This window comes from Telluria sp. AZSoR62 (assembly GCF_058111565.1).
This window is the reverse complement of the sequence record NZ_JBYTST010000011.1, coordinates 126,854-141,735: the sequence shown is the minus strand read 5'-3', so window position 1 is coordinate 141,735 and position 14,882 is coordinate 126,854. Positions and strand designations below refer to the sequence as shown.

The following is a 14,882-nucleotide window of genomic DNA, read 5'->3' as shown; positions in this document are numbered from 1 at the left end:
GCGGCCGATACGTGCGAACAGCGAAGCCGGCCTTCGTCATGCCGCGCAGTGCGCGGCATGACGCGTGCCCACGCGCCGCCCCAATGGTGCCGACGATGCGCGGGAACTGGAAAGAAATCGATTTATTTTGCGCGAAGCGCACACGGAATCGTGCGAACGGCGGACTCGACGATGTTGCGCGAGGCGCAAACCGGATCGGGGAAGATGAACAACGCTGGCGGCGCGAAAACGGCCGCGCAAATGAAAAACCGGAGCACCTATACGCGCATGCACGTTGGTCTGCTCCGGTCTTAACTGGCGTCCCCACGGGGATTCGAACCCCGGTACTCACCGTGAAAGGGTGATGTCCTAGGCCTCTAGACGATGGGGACCTAAAACTGTCTTTGCTGCTTTTACTACCGTGTGCTGCATGCCGTGTCGGCTTGCTGCCAAATGCTTGGCGTCCCCACGGGGATTCGAACCCCGGTACTCACCGTGAAAGGGTGATGTCCTAGGCCTCTAGACGATGGGGACCCTGGACTGCTGACTACTGTATTCGGTAACTTGGTGGAGGTAAGCGGGATCGAACCGCTGACCTCTTGCATGCCATGCAAGCGCTCTCCCAGCTGAGCTATACCCCCCAAGGGAACAACATTCTACCATGCTGCATCTACTTCTACCAATGCGCGCCGCTGGATGCACGCTACCAGAATCCTGGCGTCCCCACGGGGATTCGAACCCCGGTACTCACCGTGAAAGGGTGATGTCCTAGGCCTCTAGACGATGGGGACCTGGAACTACCGAACTGCGACTACTTTACCGCTTACTACACTTCAGAAGTGGTGGAGGTAAGCGGGATCGAACCGCTGACCTCTTGCATGCCATGCAAGCGCTCTCCCAGCTGAGCTATACCCCCGCAGTGCTGAAGTGCGAGCATTATAGCGGGGGTTCTTGCATTACGCAAATACCGATTTTGCCGTCGCGGCCGGACTACAAATACTTCGCCACGCGGGCGAGCACGGCATCGCGCCCGAACAGTTCCAGCACCGCATCGATGGCCGGGGTCTGCAGCTGGCCGGTGACGAGCAGGCGAAGCGGCATGGCGATCTGCGGCATCTTCAGGCCGTGTGCGCCCAGCACTTCCTTGAGCATGGCCGCCAGGGCCGCCTTGTTCCACTCGACGTCCTTGCAACGCTCGGCGAATGCGGCGAGCGCCGGCCGAACAGCATCGGTCAGGTGCTGGGCCAGGAGCGCGGCATCCGGCTGGGGCGCGCGGTAGAACAGCATCGCGGCATCGGCCAGTTCGTTGATGGTGTGGACGCGGTCCTTCACCAGCGCCAGTACGCCCGGCAGCGCAGGCGCGCCCTCGAAGCGGGCGCCTTCGCGCTCGAGCACCGGCTGCACCAGGCCAGCCAGGCGCACGTTGTCGGCCTGCTTGATGTAGTGGTTGTTCAGCCAGGCCAGCTTCTCCGGGTTGAACTGGGCAGCCGACGCGGTCAGGTGCTCCAGGTTGAACCATTCGGTGAACTGCTCCATCGAGAAGATCTCGTCGTCGCCATGGCTCCAGCCCAGGCGCGCCAGGTAATTGAGCATCGCTTCCGGCAGGTAGCCCTGGGCCGGGTATTCCATCACGCTCACCGCACCGTGTCGCTTCGAGAGCTTCTGGCCGTCGGCGCCCAGGATCATCGGCAGGTGGCCGTACTGCGGCAGCTCGGCGCCGAGCGCGCGCAGGATGTTGATCTGGCGCGGCGTGTTGTTCACGTGGTCGTCGCCGCGCAGCACGTGGGTGATCTTCATGTCCCAGTCGTCCACCGCGACGCAGAAGTTATAGGTCGGGGTGCCGTCCGGGCGCGCGATGACCAGGTCGTCCAGTTCCTTGTTGGCGATGGTGATGCTGCCCTTGACCACATCGACCCAGGTCACTTCGCCATCGAGTGGATTCTTGAAGCGCACCACCGGCTTGACGCCTTCCGGCACGGCCGGCAAAGTCTTGCCCGGTTCCGGACGCCAGGTGCCGTCGTAGCGCGGCTTTTCCCCGGCGGCGCGCATGCGCTCGCGCATCGCCTCGACCTCATCGGGCGAGCAATAGCACAGGTAGGCGCTGCCCTCGTCCAGCATGGTCTTGACCACCTCGCGGTAGCGGTCCATGCGCTGCATCTGGTAGAACGGGCCTTCGTCGTGCGCCAGGCCGAGCCACTGCATGCCGTCCAGGATCGCCTGCACGGCTTCCGGGGTCGAGCGTTCCAGGTCGGTATCCTCGATGCGCAGGATGAAGGTGCCGCCGAAGTGGCGGGCAAAGGCCCAGGAATACAGCGCGGTGCGGGCGCCGCCAAGGTGGAGGTAGCCGGTCGGGCTGGGAGCGAAGCGGGTGCGGACGGTCATGGCGAAGATGCGTGAAAGGTAAAGAAGCTATTTTACCCCGCCGCCGCCGGGGCGCCCCGGCCCTGCTCCGGGTGCGCGCCCCTGCCCTGCCGTTCGCCGCCCTGCCCCGGCGTCAAGCCGGCGTGGTTTGCCGCAGCACAGGCCGCGGCGCGCTGCCTGCGCGCTGCACAGCCGACACGATCAGGCGCGCAGCGCGACGGATCTGGCCGGGCGTGTGCCGGGCCATCAACTGCAGGCGCAGGCGCGCCGCGCCCAGGGGCACGCCGGGGAATTCCATCGGGTTCACGAACACCTGCTGGCGCGCCAGCAGCATGCCGGCGATGCGGGTGGCCGCTTCCGTGCCGGTCCACACCGGGACGATCGGCGACGGCTCGCCGATGCACTTCAAGCCTTCGTCGGCCAGCAATGCGCGCAGCTCGATTGCGTTGCGCAGCACGTCGGCGCGCAGTCCGTCTCCTTCCGCGCTGCCGACGATGCGCAGGCATTCCAGCACCGTGGCCGCCTGCACCGGCGACAGCGCATTCGAGAACATGTGGGTGCCCGCGAACAGCTGCAGCTGGCGCCGCACGCTCTGCTGGGCGCAGGCGACGAAACCGCCGTTGGAAGCGAAGGTCTTGGAAAAGGCGCCCATCACCAGGTCGATCCGCCCCAGCATGCCCTGGGCCGCGATCACCCCTGCGCCGCCCGGGCCCATCGCCCCGAGGTCGTGCGCCACGTCCACCAGCAGCGTGGCGCCGTATTCGCGGCACAGGTATTGCATCAGCGGCAGGTCGGGACTGTCCGCGTCCATGCTGAACAGGCCCTCGGTCACCACCAGGATGGCGCCGTTGGCGTCGACGGCGCGGATGCCGGCCAGCAGCTCGCGCACGTGGTCGCAGTCGAGGTGGCGGAAGGCCGCGACGTTGCGGGTGGCGGCCGCCGCGCCCTGGCGCAGCGAGGCATGGGCCAGGGCGTCGATCAGGACGTGGTCGGCGCCGTGCGCCAGGGCCGTGATGGCGCCGAAGGCCGCGCCCCAGCCGGTCGGGAACAGCACCACGTGTTCGCAATGCAGCAGCTCGCCCAGCCGGCGTTCGAGCTCGGTCGTGTAGCGGCTGTTCCCCAGCAGGATCGCCGAGCCGGCGCTGTGCGGCCCGCACTCGGCCAGCGCGCGCATGGCCGCGTCCTGCACGACCGGGTGCGAGGCCAGCGACAGGTAATCCTGGGACGCGAAATTGATGCCGCGCGCGGATTTCAAGCCGTCGCCCTCGACGGTGGCCATGGCCGCAGGCGGACCGTCGAGCTTGCGCGCATAGGGCCAGACGCCGTGGCGCATGCGGAGCTGGCACCATTCTTCCAGCGGGCCGGAGCGGCGCAGCAGGTCGGGGCCGCGCGGCTGGCGGTACAGCGCCACGCTGCCGCCGAGCGCGCCCGAGGCGGCCAGCAGGGACAGGTCCTGGGCCGGGTCGGGCGGGGTCGATGCAGGAATCGATTCATGGAGCGGTTCAATGAGCACAGCATCCTCCGGATCTGATGGCAAATGGCTTCATGCGGGCACGAGGGGCGCCGCCTCGACCTGGCGCGCGAGCAGGGCCGCGACCTCGGCGGAGGGCAGCGGGCGGGCGAACAGGTAACCCTGGGCCGCGTCGCAGCCCATCGCGCACAGGTCGGACAACTGCTCGCCCGTTTCGACCGACTCGGCGATGACGTCCAGGTGCAGGCGGTGCGCCATCGAAACGATGGCTTCGGCAATCGCGTAAGAACGGCCGCGCCCGCTGCTCGCGCCCAGGCGGCGCACGAACAGCCCGTCCATTTTCAGGATGTCGACCGGCAGCTCGGACAGGTAGTTCAGGCTCGAGTAACCGGTGCCGAAGTCGTCGATCGAGACGATCACGCCGGCCTGGCGCAGCCCGCTCATCAGCGCGCAATTGGCGGCCAGGTCTTCGATCAGCATGCCCTCGGTGATTTCCAGGTCGAGGCAGCCGGCCGGCATGCCGGTCTCCGCCAGGATCGCCAGCACCCGCGCCGGCAGGCCGGGCTCCTTGAGCTGGCGCGCCGACAGGTTCACGGCCGTCTTGATTTCCGGGAGCCCGGCGGCATGCCAGGCGCGGTTCTGCAGGCAGGCGGTGCGCAGCGCCCAGTCGCCGATCGGCACGATCATGCCGGTTTCCTCGGCCAGCGGGATGAAGCGGCCCGGGTCGATGCGTCCATAGGTCGGGTGCTGCCAGCGCAGCAGCGCCTCGACCCCGATGATGCGGCGGTCCACCAGGTCGAACTGCGGCTGGTATTCCAGGAACAGCTGGCCCTGGGCCAGCGCGTCGCGCAGGCCGTTCTTCAGCGCCAGGCGCTCGCTCTGCGGCTGCACCGTATCGCCCGAATACACCTGCACGCTGTTCTCGCCCCAGCCCTTGGCGCCGCGCATGGCGATGTCGGCGCGCTTGAGCAGCGCATCGAGGTCGCAGTCGGCCGCGGGGAACAGGGCCACGCCCACCGCCAGCGTGACGAAACAGTCGCGCCCCGCCACCTGCAGCGGCAGGCCGAAGCGGTCGAGGATCTTCTCGGCCACGACCTGGGCGTCCGATTCGAACTGCAGGTCTTCGACCAGGGCGATGAATTCGTCCCCGCCCCAGCGCGCCACGGTGTCGGAGTCGCGCAGGCAGCGCCGGATGGCCGCGCCGGCCTGGGCCAGCAGCACGTCGCCGGCCTCGTAGCCCAGCTCGTCGTTGATCTCCTTGAAGCGGTTGATGTTCAGGAGCAGCAGCGCGATCAGGCGCCGGTTGCGGTTGGCGCGGGTCATGGCGTGGCGCAGGCGGTCGCGCAGCAGGCTGCGGTTGAGCAGGCCGGTGAGCTGGTCGCATTGAAGGCCGTCCAGCAGGCGCGCCGCGTTGGCGGCCGCGGTGCTGCGCGCATTGCCTGGTTCCTGGGCGCGCGCCACCACCGGCATGCGCTCATCGTCGCCGTGGCACTGCACCTGGTCGCGCCCGAGCGACTTGGCCATGTACAGGGCCTCGTCGGCGCGCGCGATGGCCTGGGCCGCCGCCTCGCCCAGCCGGTATTCGGCCACCCCGGCCGACACGGTCAGGGTGATCTCGTTGCCGTGATCGAAGCAGCGCAGCGCGGCGATCGCCTTGCGGATGCGTTCGGCCAGCACCACCGCGTCCGGCGCCGGCGTCTCCGGCAACATGAGCAGGAATTCCTCGCCGCCATAGCGTCCGAAGGCGTCGGTGCCGCGGATCTGGGCCTGCACCGTTTCGGCAAAGCTGCGCAGCACCACGTCGCCCGCCGCATGGCCATAGGTATCGTTGATGCGCTTGAAGAAATCGATGTCGAACAGGCACAGGCAGAACGGCCGGCCGTTGCGGTCGGCGCGCTCCTTTTCGTGCTCGATCAGGCCCAGCAGGAAGCGGCGGTTATGGCTGCCGGTGAGCTCGTCGCGGATGGCCAGCTCGTTGATGGTCGCCAGCGCCCGCTGCAGCTTGACGAAGCCTTCGGTCTTGGTCAGCTCGAACAGCAGCACGAACACCAGCACCACCACGTACAGGCCGAGGTCGCACACCAGGTGCAGCAACGGCATGTCGACCTGGGGCGTGGCCGGCAGCGCGACGCCGAAGGCGCCCATGGCCCAGATGGCGCCCCCCGCGGTGCAGCTCATGGCCAGCCAGAACACGCCGCTGGCAACGCCGCCGAGGAACATGGCGACCACGGGCGCGGTCACCAGCCAGCTGGCGGTGGGCGCGTGGATGCCGCCCAGGTGCCAGGTCAGCCAGGTGAAATTGAAGAACAGCGCGCACAGGAACAGCTCGCGCGCGGCCACGATGCTGCCGGACAGGCGCAGCAGGGGCGGCGCCAGCAGCATGATGGCGCAGCAGGCCAGGATCTCGAAGGCCGCCAGTTCCAGGCCGAGCAGCCAGTAGGCCAGCGCGTAGCCCGGCCCGGCGATCGCGGCCATCAACGCCGCGTTGACGACGTTCTCGGCGCGCGCGAGCACGGCGGCGTCCTGCCGCAAAGGCTCCGGTACGAACAGGTGGGCGGCGTCCAGGTAACGCCCGCGCCACCGCGGTTTGCTGTTCTCGCTCATCGCACTCCCATGCCGGTACGCTCTAAATATCGAGTGTAGGCATGGAAATATCGAGGAACTTTATTCTGAAACAGATCTTGGCGGAAAAGACCCGAGGCCGAAAGGGAGAGCGGCGGCAGGCCTAGTGCCGGGGCAGCTCGACCGTGAACACGGTGCCATCCACCTCGTTGGACAGGACGTGGATCGCGCCGCCGTGCGCCAGCGCGATCTGGTTGGCGATGAACAAGCCCAGCCCCAGGCTGCTGCGCGGCCTGAGCTGGCCCTCTTGCTCGGGCAATTGCACCAGCGAGCAGAACAGCTTGGGCAGGGCCGCCGCCGGGATCACCGGGCCCTGGTTGCGCACCCTGAACAGCACGCGTTCGGGCTCGCCTGCGATGTCGATCCTGATCGGCTCGCCAGGCTTGCCGTACTGGGCGGCGTTATTGGCGAGGTTGGTCAGCAACTGCTGCAGCCGCGCGCCGTCGAAGGCGCCGATCAGCTCGCCAGTGGCATCGAGCTCGAAGCGCGCCCGCGGATGCACGGCATTCGCGTCGTCGATCGCCCACTGGCAGATTTCCAGCAGGTCGCATTCGCGCCGCTCGATCGGTATGCCGTCGCCCAGCTGCGTGCGCGCCAGTCCCAGCAAGTCGTTGACCATGCCGTTCATCGTCGCCGCGCTGCGCTTGACGCGCACGCCGATCTGCTGGACCCGCTCGTCGAATGCGCCTGCACGCGAGAGGTAGGCGCCCGCGGTCGCCGTGGCGGCCAGCGGACTGCGCAGGTCATGCCCGAGAATGGCCAGGAAAAGGTCGCGCGTCTCGTTCACCTTGTCGGAATAGGCCACGGCTGCCTCGGACAGCGACTGGTCGATCGCCTCGTTGAACCGCATGATGTTTTGCGCGCTGTCCGGCGCCGCTTCGGCGCAGCACTCCTGCCATAGTTTGAGCACGCTGGCACGCAGCGCCCGGTATTCGGCAATCAGCTGCAGCAGGGTAAAGCCGCTCGCATAGCGCAGCCTGCCGTGGATCGACGAGGCGCTGTCTTCCAGGCCGGGCACGCCCTGCCCCTGCGATTTGTCGTGCTTTTCCTGGATCGACTCTGCGGTCTGGATGTCCGCCGCCACGAATTGCAGGATTTGCCTGGCGTGGTCGCGTAATTCCAGGCTGGACATCTTGTCCGCGACGGCCCCGAAGGTGGTGGCGAAGGCCTCCCATTCGGCGAGAATCTGCTCCATGTTCTGCGTAATAAATTCCGAGATATTCATAGCCGAACCGTGGAGTGAATAAAAACCGAACCCATGCAGCCTTGGTCAGAATGACAAGAATACCCCACAACATGCGCGGGCCGCGCCGGGATACCGTGCGCGGGACGCTCGCTTTAGAGAGGCAACGGCAATAAATAAACAAATCAGTTTACTTATTTGGCAACGCTCCCTACCATGCTCCCATTCTCGACAAGGGGGCGTCATGAAACACGGCTTGCTGATCGGTAGCACCTGCCTGCTCGCGCTGCTGTCCACGATCGGGGCCTCGGTCGCCTATCCGCTGTTGCCGCCGCTCTTCGCCGGCGGCGCGTCCAACGGCCTGAACACCTTCCTCGGCCTGCCGCCGACGCTGCTGTTCGGCATTGCCCTGATGATCAATCCGGTCGGCCTGCTGCTGGGCAGCGCCGTGCTCGGTCCGGTCTCGGACAGCCTGGGCCGGCGCCGCATGCTGCTGCTGACCTCGATCGGGGCGGCGGCCGGCCACCTGCTGACGGCCTACGCGCTCTTGATCCAGTCTTACTCGCTGCTGGTGGGCGCCCGCTTCTTCACCGGCCTGTTGGAGGGCAATGGCGCCATCCTGCGCGCCCTGCTGGCCGAGCGCCTCGACGGCCCGCTGCGCAAGCATGCCCTGTCCTGGGTGAACGGCGCCTTCCACCTCGGCTGGCTGGCCGGCCCCCTGCTGTCCGGGCTCGGCGCCGGCTACAGCATCACCCTTCCGTTTTATATCGCTGCCGGCGGGCTGTTGCTGGGCGCCGTGCTCGCGGGCCTGGCCTTGCGCACCGAATCGACCGGCGCCGCCGCGCACGGCTGGTGGACCCTGGCCACCCGCCATCACGCCTTTACCCTGCTGCGCCATCCCGACCTGCGCGCTTTGTTCGCCGTCCATTTCAGCTATGCCTGCGGCGTGGCCGCGTTCTACGAATTCTTCCCGTTCTGGCTCGTCAAGGTCGGCAGCTATGACGCGGCCGGCATCGCCTGGGTCAACATGGCCATGTGCGCCGTGATGACCGGCGCCGCGCTGTTCGCCGGGAGGGCCAGCGCCATGGATGCGCGCCGGCGCGCCAGCCTGCAGGCAGCTTGCGCGGCGCTGGCGATCCTGTGCGTGGGTGTCGGGAGCCTGGGCGTCGGCATTGCCGCCATCGTCGTCTTCGGGCTGCCGCACGCTTTCTACAATGCGACGCTGCAGGGCTGGGCCGCCGACCAGTTTGCCGGCCATGGCCACGGCGCCGTCATGGGCCTGCTGTCGACCACCTTCTGCCTGGCCAATATCGTGATGGCGCTGGCCGGCGCCCTGCTGGCGCTGGTCGACGTACGCCTGGTGCTGGTTGTCGGCGCCGGGCTGGCCGGCTATGCGGCATTCGCGATGCGGCGCTGGAGCCGCACGCACGTGGCCGTCAAGGAGTTCGCATGAATACCGCCCAACAGACCCTGCTGCTGCTCAAGACGCGCGGGCCCCAGACCGCCCATGGCCTGGCCGCGATATTGAAGCTGACTTCGATGGCCGTGCGCAAGCAGCTGGAAGCGGCGCAGGACAAGGGGCTGGTGAGCTACCGCGACACCCCGGGCAAGGTGGGCCGCCCGGTGCGCCTGTGGCAGCTGACCGACCTGGGACATGCGCGCTACCCGGACCGCCATGCCGCGCTGACGGTCGACCTGATTGGACAGGTACGCGCCTTGTTCGGGGAAGCGGCGATCGACAAGATGATCGATGCGCGCGAAGTGGCAACCGAAGCGGCTTACCGGGCCGCGATCGACCCGCAGGCGCCGCTGATGCAGCGGGTCGCAAGCCTGGCCGTGCTGCGCGAGGCGGAGGGCTACATGGCGGAAGCGGAGGTGAAGGAAGACGGCAGCGTGCTGCTGGTCGAGAACCACTGCCCGATCTGCGCGGCGGCGCGCGCCTGCCAGAACTTCTGCCGCTCCGAGCTCCAGGTATTCCAGCGGGTGCTGGGGCCGGACACCCGGGTCGTGCGCATCGAGCACCAGCTGGCGGGCAGCAGGCGCTGCGCCTACCGCGTCGAAGCGGTGGGCGCCGATGACGCTTAGTCGTTCTTGACGACGATGCTCGGAAACTTGCTGGTCATGTCCTTGGCCTTTTCGGCGACCTTCACCGCCACCTTGCGCGCGATGTCCTTGTAGACCGCGGCCACCGGGCCGTCCGGATCGGCCACCACGCTCGGGCGGCCGGCGTCGGTCTGTTCGCGGATCGACAAGGTCAAGGGCAGCGCGCCGAGGAAGTCCACGCCGAAGTCGCGGCACATCTTCTCGCCGCCGCCCTGGCCGAAAATCGCCTCGGTGTGGCCGCAGTTCGAGCAGATATGGGTGCTCATGTTCTCGACCACGCCGATGATCGGGATGCCGACCTTCTCGAACATCTTCAGGCCCTTGCGCGCGTCCAGCAGCGCGATGTCCTGCGGCGTGGTGACGATCACGGCGCCGGTGACCGGCACCTTTTGCGAGAGCGTGAGCTGGATGTCGCCGGTACCGGGCGGCATGTCGACGATCAGGTAGTCCAGGTCGCGCCAGTTGGTCTGCTCGAGCAGCTGCTGCAGCGCGCCGGTGACCATCGGGCCGCGCCAGACCATCGGCTCGTCCGGGTCGATCATGAAGCCGATCGAGGAGACCTGCACGCCGTGGTTCTCCAGCGGCTCCATGGTCTTGCCGTCCGTGCTCTCCGGACGGCCGCTGATCCCCAGCATCATCGGCTGCGACGGGCCGTAGATGTCGGCGTCCAGGATGCCGACGCTGGCGCCTTCGGCGGAGAGCGCCAGCGCCAGGTTGACGGCGGTGGTCGACTTGCCGACCCCGCCCTTGCCGGAGGCGACGGCAATGATGTTCTTCACGTTCGGCATGACCTTCAGGCCGCGCTGGACCGCGTGCGACAGGATCTTGCTGTGGATGCCTGCGCTCACATTGCCCACGCCAGGCAGCGCCTTGACGGCCGCCACGACGCTGGCGCGGATGGCCGCGACCTGGCTGGCGGCCGGGTAGCCCAGCTCCACGTCGAAGGCGACGTCGCTGCCGTCGACCTTGATGTTCTTGACCGACCTGGAAGAGACGAAATCCTTCCCGGTATTCGGATCGATCACTGCCGATAATGCCGCCTTGACGTCGTTCTCTGTGATGCTCATGTATTTCTCCAATGTGATGGGCGGAAGTGTAGCGCAAATTGCACGCCACCCTCTTGCCGGAATGGCAAAACCAGCCAATACCCACTGCGCGGCAAGGGCCATCCGCTGTTAAAATGCTTCTTTCCTAAAACCTAAAGCGCTTCGACCATGACCCGCAAGCTGTTCGTCACCACCGCCCTGCCCTACGCTAACGCTGCCTTCCACATCGGCCACATGATGGAATACATCCAGGCCGACATCTGGGTCCGGTTCCAGCGAATGCAGCGCGACAATGGAGTCCAGCGCCAGGTCCACTTCGTCTGCGCCGACGACACCCACGGCACGCCGATCATGATCGCCGCCGAAAAGGAAGGCATCACGCCGCAGGAATTCGTGGCCAAGATCGCCGCCGGCCGCGCCCAGTACCTGGACGGCTTCCACATCGCTTTCGATAACTGGTATTCGACCGATTCGCCGGAAAACGTCGAGCTCTCGCAAGGCATCTACCGCAAGCTGCGCGACGCCGGCCTGATCGTCACCAAGACCGTCGACCGCTTCTACGACCCGGTCAAGGGCATGTTCCTGGCCGACCGCAACATCAAGGGCGAGTGCCCGACCTGCCACGCCAAGGACCAGTACGGCGACAACTGCGAAGTCTGCGGCGCCGCCTACCAGCCGACCGAACTGATCAACCCGTTCTCGGTGTTCACCGGCTCCACGCCTGTGCTCAAGCCTTCGGAACAGTACTTCTTCAAGCTGTCCGACCCGCGCTGCTTCGCCTTCCTGAAAGAATGGATGAACACCCCGGGCCGCCTGCAGCCGGAAATGGTGAACAAGGTCTCGGAATGGCTGGGCGAGTCCGGCGAGAAGCTGGCCGACTGGGATATTTCGCGCGACGCGCCCTATTTCGGCATCCCGATTCCCGATGCGCCGGGCAAGTTCTTCTATGTATGGCTGGATGCCCCGGTCGGCTACCTGGCTTCGCTCAAGAACTATTTCGACAAGCAAGGCCTGGATTTCGAGGCCTTCCTGAATGACCCGCAAGCCGAGCAGGTGCACTTCATCGGCAAGGACATCGTTTCCTTCCACCTGCTGTTCTGGCCGGCGATGCTGAACTTCTCGGGCCACCCGATCATCGACGGCCTGAAGGTCGCCGTGCACGGCCACCTGACCGTGAACAACGAAAAGATGTCGAAGTCGCGCGGCACCGGCATTTCGCCGCTGCGCTACCTGGAACTGGGCATGAACCCGGAGTGGCTGCGCTACTACCTGGCCTTCAAGCTCAATGCCAAGGTCGAAGACCTGGACTTCAACGGCGAAGACTTCGTTGCCCGCGTCAACAGCGACCTGATCGGCAAGTACGTCAACATCGCCAGCCGCTGCGCCGGCTTCATCGCCAAGAAATTCGACGGTAAACTCGCCGATACGCTGTCCGGCACCGCCAAGGACTGGATCTGCAAGGCACTGATGCAGGATGGCCTTGAGCGCCAGGCGAATATCGCCGCCGCCTTCGAGGCGCGCGACTACGGCCGCGCGCTGCGCGAGATCATGGAGATCACCGACGTCGTCAACCAGTACGTGGACGAGCACAAGCCCTGGCTGCTGGCCAAGGACGAAACGAAACTGGCCGAACTGCACGACGTCTGCACCACTGCCCTGATCCTGTTCCGCCAGCTGACCATCATGCTCTCGCCGGTGCTGCCGCAGGTGGCCAGCCGCGTGACCGAGTTCCTGGGCGACGGCGAGCTGGCCTGGAGCGACACCCATGGCGCGGCCGTGTACGAAACCATGCTGGGCCGCACCATCGGCGCCTACAGCCACCTGATGCAGCGCGTGGACGCGAAGATGGTCGAGAACCTGTTCGACAAACCGGCGGCTGCTCCGGCGGTTGCGGCAACGCCCGCTCCGGTCGCCGAAGCTGCCGTACCCGCTGCCGACGCTGTCGCCGGCGACATCGAGCCGCTGGCTCCGGAAATCTCGATCGACGACTTCCTGAAGGTCGACCTGCGCGTGGCCCGCATCGTCAACTGCGAACACGTCGAAGGCGCCGGCAAGCTGCTGCGCCTGACCCTGGACGTGGGCGAAGGCCGCCACCGCAACGTGTTCTCGGGCATCAAGTCGGCCTACAAGCCGGAAGAGCTGGTCGGCAAGCTGACCGTCATGGTCGCCAACCTGGCCCCGCGCAAGATGAAGTTCGGCGTGTCCGAAGGCATGGTGCTGTGCGCGTCGGCGGCGGACGAGAAGGCGAACCCGGGCCTGTACCTGCTCGACCCGATGGCGGGCGCAACGCCCGGCATGCGCATCCGCTAAGCAAAACCATCCTGGTATTCGGGGGGATAATGCAGGCAGCATTATTCCCCCGGATCTCATCTGGCCGGGCCGCCGCTGCCTTGCGCCAGGGCTCCCGAAATGCGTTCCCACGCCAGCCCCGGCGGTATAATGGCGTGTTTTTCTGAAACATGCGCCGCTGCGCCCTGCGCCGGCACGACTTCCTTCAGACCATACAAGACAGGTAGATAAGAACATGACTGAACTGACCCCTCTCCGCCACATCCCGCATACCAACGTGTTCCGCAAGGGCGACGTGTTCGTCCTGTTCGGCGAACTGTTCGGCCGCGGCTACGTGAACGGCCTGATCGACGAGGCGCGCGCCGCCGGCATGACCATCGTCGGCATCACCGTGGGCCGCCGCGACGAGACCGGCGCCCTGCGCGCGCTGGACGCGGCAGAGCTGGCGGAAGCGGAAGAAAAGCTGGGCGGCAAGATCATCAACGTGCCGCTGATGGCCGGCTTCGACATGGACGCCCCGGCAGGCGAGCAGAACCCGACCGAGATGCTCTCGAAGATCACCCTGAAGAGCTGGCAGGAAGACAAGCTGGACTGGGAAAAGATCGAAGCCTGCCGCGCCGCCGGCGTGGCACGCTTTACCAGCTCGGCCGCCACCGTCATGGGCGAGATCGACAAGCTGATCCCGCAAGGCGCGAACGTCTTCTTCGCTCACACCATGGCCGGCGGCATCCCGAAGATCAAGGCCTTCCTGGCCATTGCCAACCGCATCTACAAGGGCCGCGGCGATCGCTTCATGTCCTCGCGCGCCCTGCTGGAAAGCGACCTGGGCAAGCTGATCCTGATGAACTTCGACGAAGTCACCGCCAATACCCTGAAATACCTGATCGACGCATCGAGCACCATCCGCGAGCGCGTGACGCAGGCCGGCGGCGAAGTGCGCTACACCGCCTACGGCTACCACGGCACCGAGATCCTGATCGACGGCAAGTACCAGTGGCAGACCTACACCAATTACACCCAGGGCTATGCCAAGATGCGCCTGGAGTCGGTGGCCCAGGCTGCCTGGAACGGGGGCGTGTATGCCACCGTGTTCAACTGCCCGGAAATCCGTACCAATTCCTCCGACATCTTCGTGGGCGTCGAGCTGTCGCTGTTCCCCCTGCTCACCGCCCTCAAGAATGAAGGCGGCGGCGCCTGGGCCGACCAGCAATGGCAGATCTGCCAGGACCTGTTGGGCGAAGGCACTTCGCTCGAGTCGCTGCTGGAAACCATCGAGCGCTATAACATGGACGCCACCAGCGCCCAGTTCCGCAACTTCGAAGCCTGGCCGATGGACAACACCCCGGAACTGGCCGACGTCATGATCGGCACCTCGGAGGCGATCACGGCCCTGCACAAGGACAAGAAAGCCCTGATCACGGACCACCTGTCGTCCTTGGTGCTGGAAGGCGCCGGCCCCTTGATGTTCTATGGTGCGTCGGAAAAGATTGCCCCGGTCGTGTGGCTCAGCCACGACATCATCGCGCGCCAGCTGAACGAACTGCACAAGTAAACTTGACGCATGCAGGCCATGGCACAAGAATCTGCCCGGCCTCCCCTTCTTCTACTTAGGTAATATGATCTTCTCCAAAAAACACAATCTCTACGAATCCGAGCACACCAAGTTCATCAAGGAACTGAAGGCGCAAACACCGGGCATGGAAGAGCGCCAGCAGGAAGGCCGTTCGCTGCTGTGGGACAAGGCTCCGCAATCGCTGGACGAGCAGGAGCGCGCCAAGCAGTCGCGCCTGCGCCAGAACGCCTACCCGTACCAGAACAAGGTCTGAGG

Annotated in this window: 10 protein-coding genes and 5 tRNA genes; 5 read left to right on the top strand and 10 right to left on the bottom strand. The window is 66.1% G+C overall.

Annotated elements, in window-relative coordinates; all coding sequences use genetic code 11:
• Window positions 1-295: 295 nt before the first annotated feature.
• From AC3XQU_RS17620 to AC3XQU_RS17580, 9 genes are all read right to left on the bottom strand, one after another.
• Window positions 296-371, bottom strand: a tRNA-Glu gene (locus tag AC3XQU_RS17620).
• Window positions 372-437: 66 nt separating this feature from the next.
• Window positions 438-513 (bottom strand) — tRNA-Glu (locus AC3XQU_RS17615).
• 31 nt (window positions 514-544) lie between these two features.
• Window positions 545-620, bottom strand: a tRNA-Ala gene (locus tag AC3XQU_RS17610).
• A gap of 74 nt (window positions 621-694) precedes the next feature.
• Window positions 695-770: transfer RNA gene (locus AC3XQU_RS17605), tRNA-Glu, on the bottom strand.
• A gap of 49 nt (window positions 771-819) precedes the next feature.
• Window positions 820-895 (bottom strand) — tRNA-Ala (locus tag AC3XQU_RS17600).
• 74 nt (window positions 896-969) lie between these two features.
• Window positions 970-2,361, bottom strand: coding sequence for a glutamate--tRNA ligase (gene gltX / locus AC3XQU_RS17595; protein ID WP_489875461.1), 1,392 nt, complete (start codon window positions 2,359-2,361; stop codon window positions 970-972).
• Between the two features lie 112 nt (window positions 2,362-2,473).
• Complete coding sequence (locus tag AC3XQU_RS17590) at window positions 2,474-3,853, bottom strand: aminotransferase class I/II-fold pyridoxal phosphate-dependent enzyme (RefSeq protein WP_489875460.1); 1,380 nt, start codon at window positions 3,851-3,853, stop codon at window positions 2,474-2,476.
• A gap of 30 nt (window positions 3,854-3,883) precedes the next feature.
• Window positions 3,884-6,415 carry a bifunctional diguanylate cyclase/phosphodiesterase gene (locus AC3XQU_RS17585; RefSeq protein WP_489875459.1) on the bottom strand — a complete coding sequence of 844 codons (2,532 nt, stop codon included), beginning with the start codon at window positions 6,413-6,415 and terminating at the stop codon, window positions 3,884-3,886.
• Window positions 6,416-6,536: 121 nt separating this feature from the next.
• Window positions 6,537-7,628, bottom strand: coding sequence for a sensor histidine kinase (locus AC3XQU_RS17580; RefSeq protein WP_489875458.1), 1,092 nt, complete (start codon window positions 7,626-7,628; stop codon window positions 6,537-6,539).
• 232 nt (window positions 7,629-7,860) lie between these two features.
• Here AC3XQU_RS17580 and AC3XQU_RS17575 point away from each other — a divergent pair, with 232 nt between their 5' ends.
• Window positions 7,861-9,069, top strand: a complete 1,209-nt coding sequence (locus AC3XQU_RS17575) for an MFS transporter (protein WP_489875457.1) — start codon at window positions 7,861-7,863, stop codon at window positions 9,067-9,069.
• Window positions 9,066-9,701, top strand: coding sequence for a helix-turn-helix transcriptional regulator (locus AC3XQU_RS17570; RefSeq protein ID WP_489875456.1), 636 nt, complete (start codon window positions 9,066-9,068; stop codon window positions 9,699-9,701). Before AC3XQU_RS17575 ends, AC3XQU_RS17570 begins: the two co-directional genes overlap by 4 nt.
• On the opposite strand, the gene apbC is transcribed toward AC3XQU_RS17570, so the two are convergent.
• On the bottom strand, window positions 9,698-10,786 hold the full coding sequence (apbC, locus tag AC3XQU_RS17565; RefSeq protein ID WP_489875455.1) for an iron-sulfur cluster carrier protein ApbC: 1,089 nt from the start codon (window positions 10,784-10,786) through the stop codon (window positions 9,698-9,700). The two genes, AC3XQU_RS17570 and apbC, sit on opposite strands and share 4 nt — an antisense overlap.
• Window positions 10,787-10,933: 147 nt before the next feature.
• Here apbC and metG point away from each other — a divergent pair, with 147 nt between their 5' ends.
• The 3 genes from metG to AC3XQU_RS17550 all read left to right on the top strand — a co-directional run bounded on the left by metG (window position 10,934) and on the right by AC3XQU_RS17550 (window position 14,880).
• Window positions 10,934-13,075 (top strand): methionine--tRNA ligase, encoded by a 2,142-nt coding sequence (gene metG, locus AC3XQU_RS17560; RefSeq protein WP_489875454.1) that lies wholly within the window; start codon window positions 10,934-10,936, stop codon window positions 13,073-13,075.
• A 214-nt stretch (window positions 13,076-13,289) separates the two neighbouring features.
• A complete protein-coding gene (locus AC3XQU_RS17555; protein ID WP_489875453.1) occupies window positions 13,290-14,606 on the top strand; it encodes an enoyl ACP reductase FabMG family protein in 1,317 nt (438 codons plus the stop codon).
• Window positions 14,607-14,670: 64 nt separating this feature from the next.
• Entirely contained in the window at window positions 14,671-14,880 is a 210-nt protein-coding gene (locus AC3XQU_RS17550) for a DUF3460 family protein (RefSeq protein ID WP_489875452.1), read from the top strand.
• Window positions 14,881-14,882: the final 2 nt, after the last annotated feature.

Coding starts and splice junctions, on each gene's coding strand:
- gltX (WP_489875461.1), bottom strand. CDS start 2,361: ATGACCGTCCGCACCCGCTTCGCTCCCAGCCCGACCGGCTACCTCCAC.
- AC3XQU_RS17585 (WP_489875459.1), bottom strand. CDS start 6,415: ATGAGCGAGAACAGCAAACCGCGGTGGCGCGGGCGTTACCTGGACGCC.
- AC3XQU_RS17580 (WP_489875458.1), bottom strand. CDS start 7,628: ATGGAGCAGATTCTCGCCGAATGGGAGGCCTTCGCCACCACCTTCGGG.
- AC3XQU_RS17575 (WP_489875457.1), top strand. CDS start 7,861: ATGAAACACGGCTTGCTGATCGGTAGCACCTGCCTGCTCGCGCTGCTG.
- AC3XQU_RS17570 (WP_489875456.1), top strand. CDS start 9,066: ATGAATACCGCCCAACAGACCCTGCTGCTGCTCAAGACGCGCGGGCCC.
- apbC (WP_489875455.1), bottom strand. CDS start 10,786: ATGAGCATCACAGAGAACGACGTCAAGGCGGCATTATCGGCAGTGATC.
- metG (WP_489875454.1), top strand. CDS start 10,934: ATGACCCGCAAGCTGTTCGTCACCACCGCCCTGCCCTACGCTAACGCT.
- AC3XQU_RS17555 (WP_489875453.1), top strand. CDS start 13,290: ATGACTGAACTGACCCCTCTCCGCCACATCCCGCATACCAACGTGTTC.
- AC3XQU_RS17550 (WP_489875452.1), top strand. CDS start 14,671: ATGATCTTCTCCAAAAAACACAATCTCTACGAATCCGAGCACACCAAG.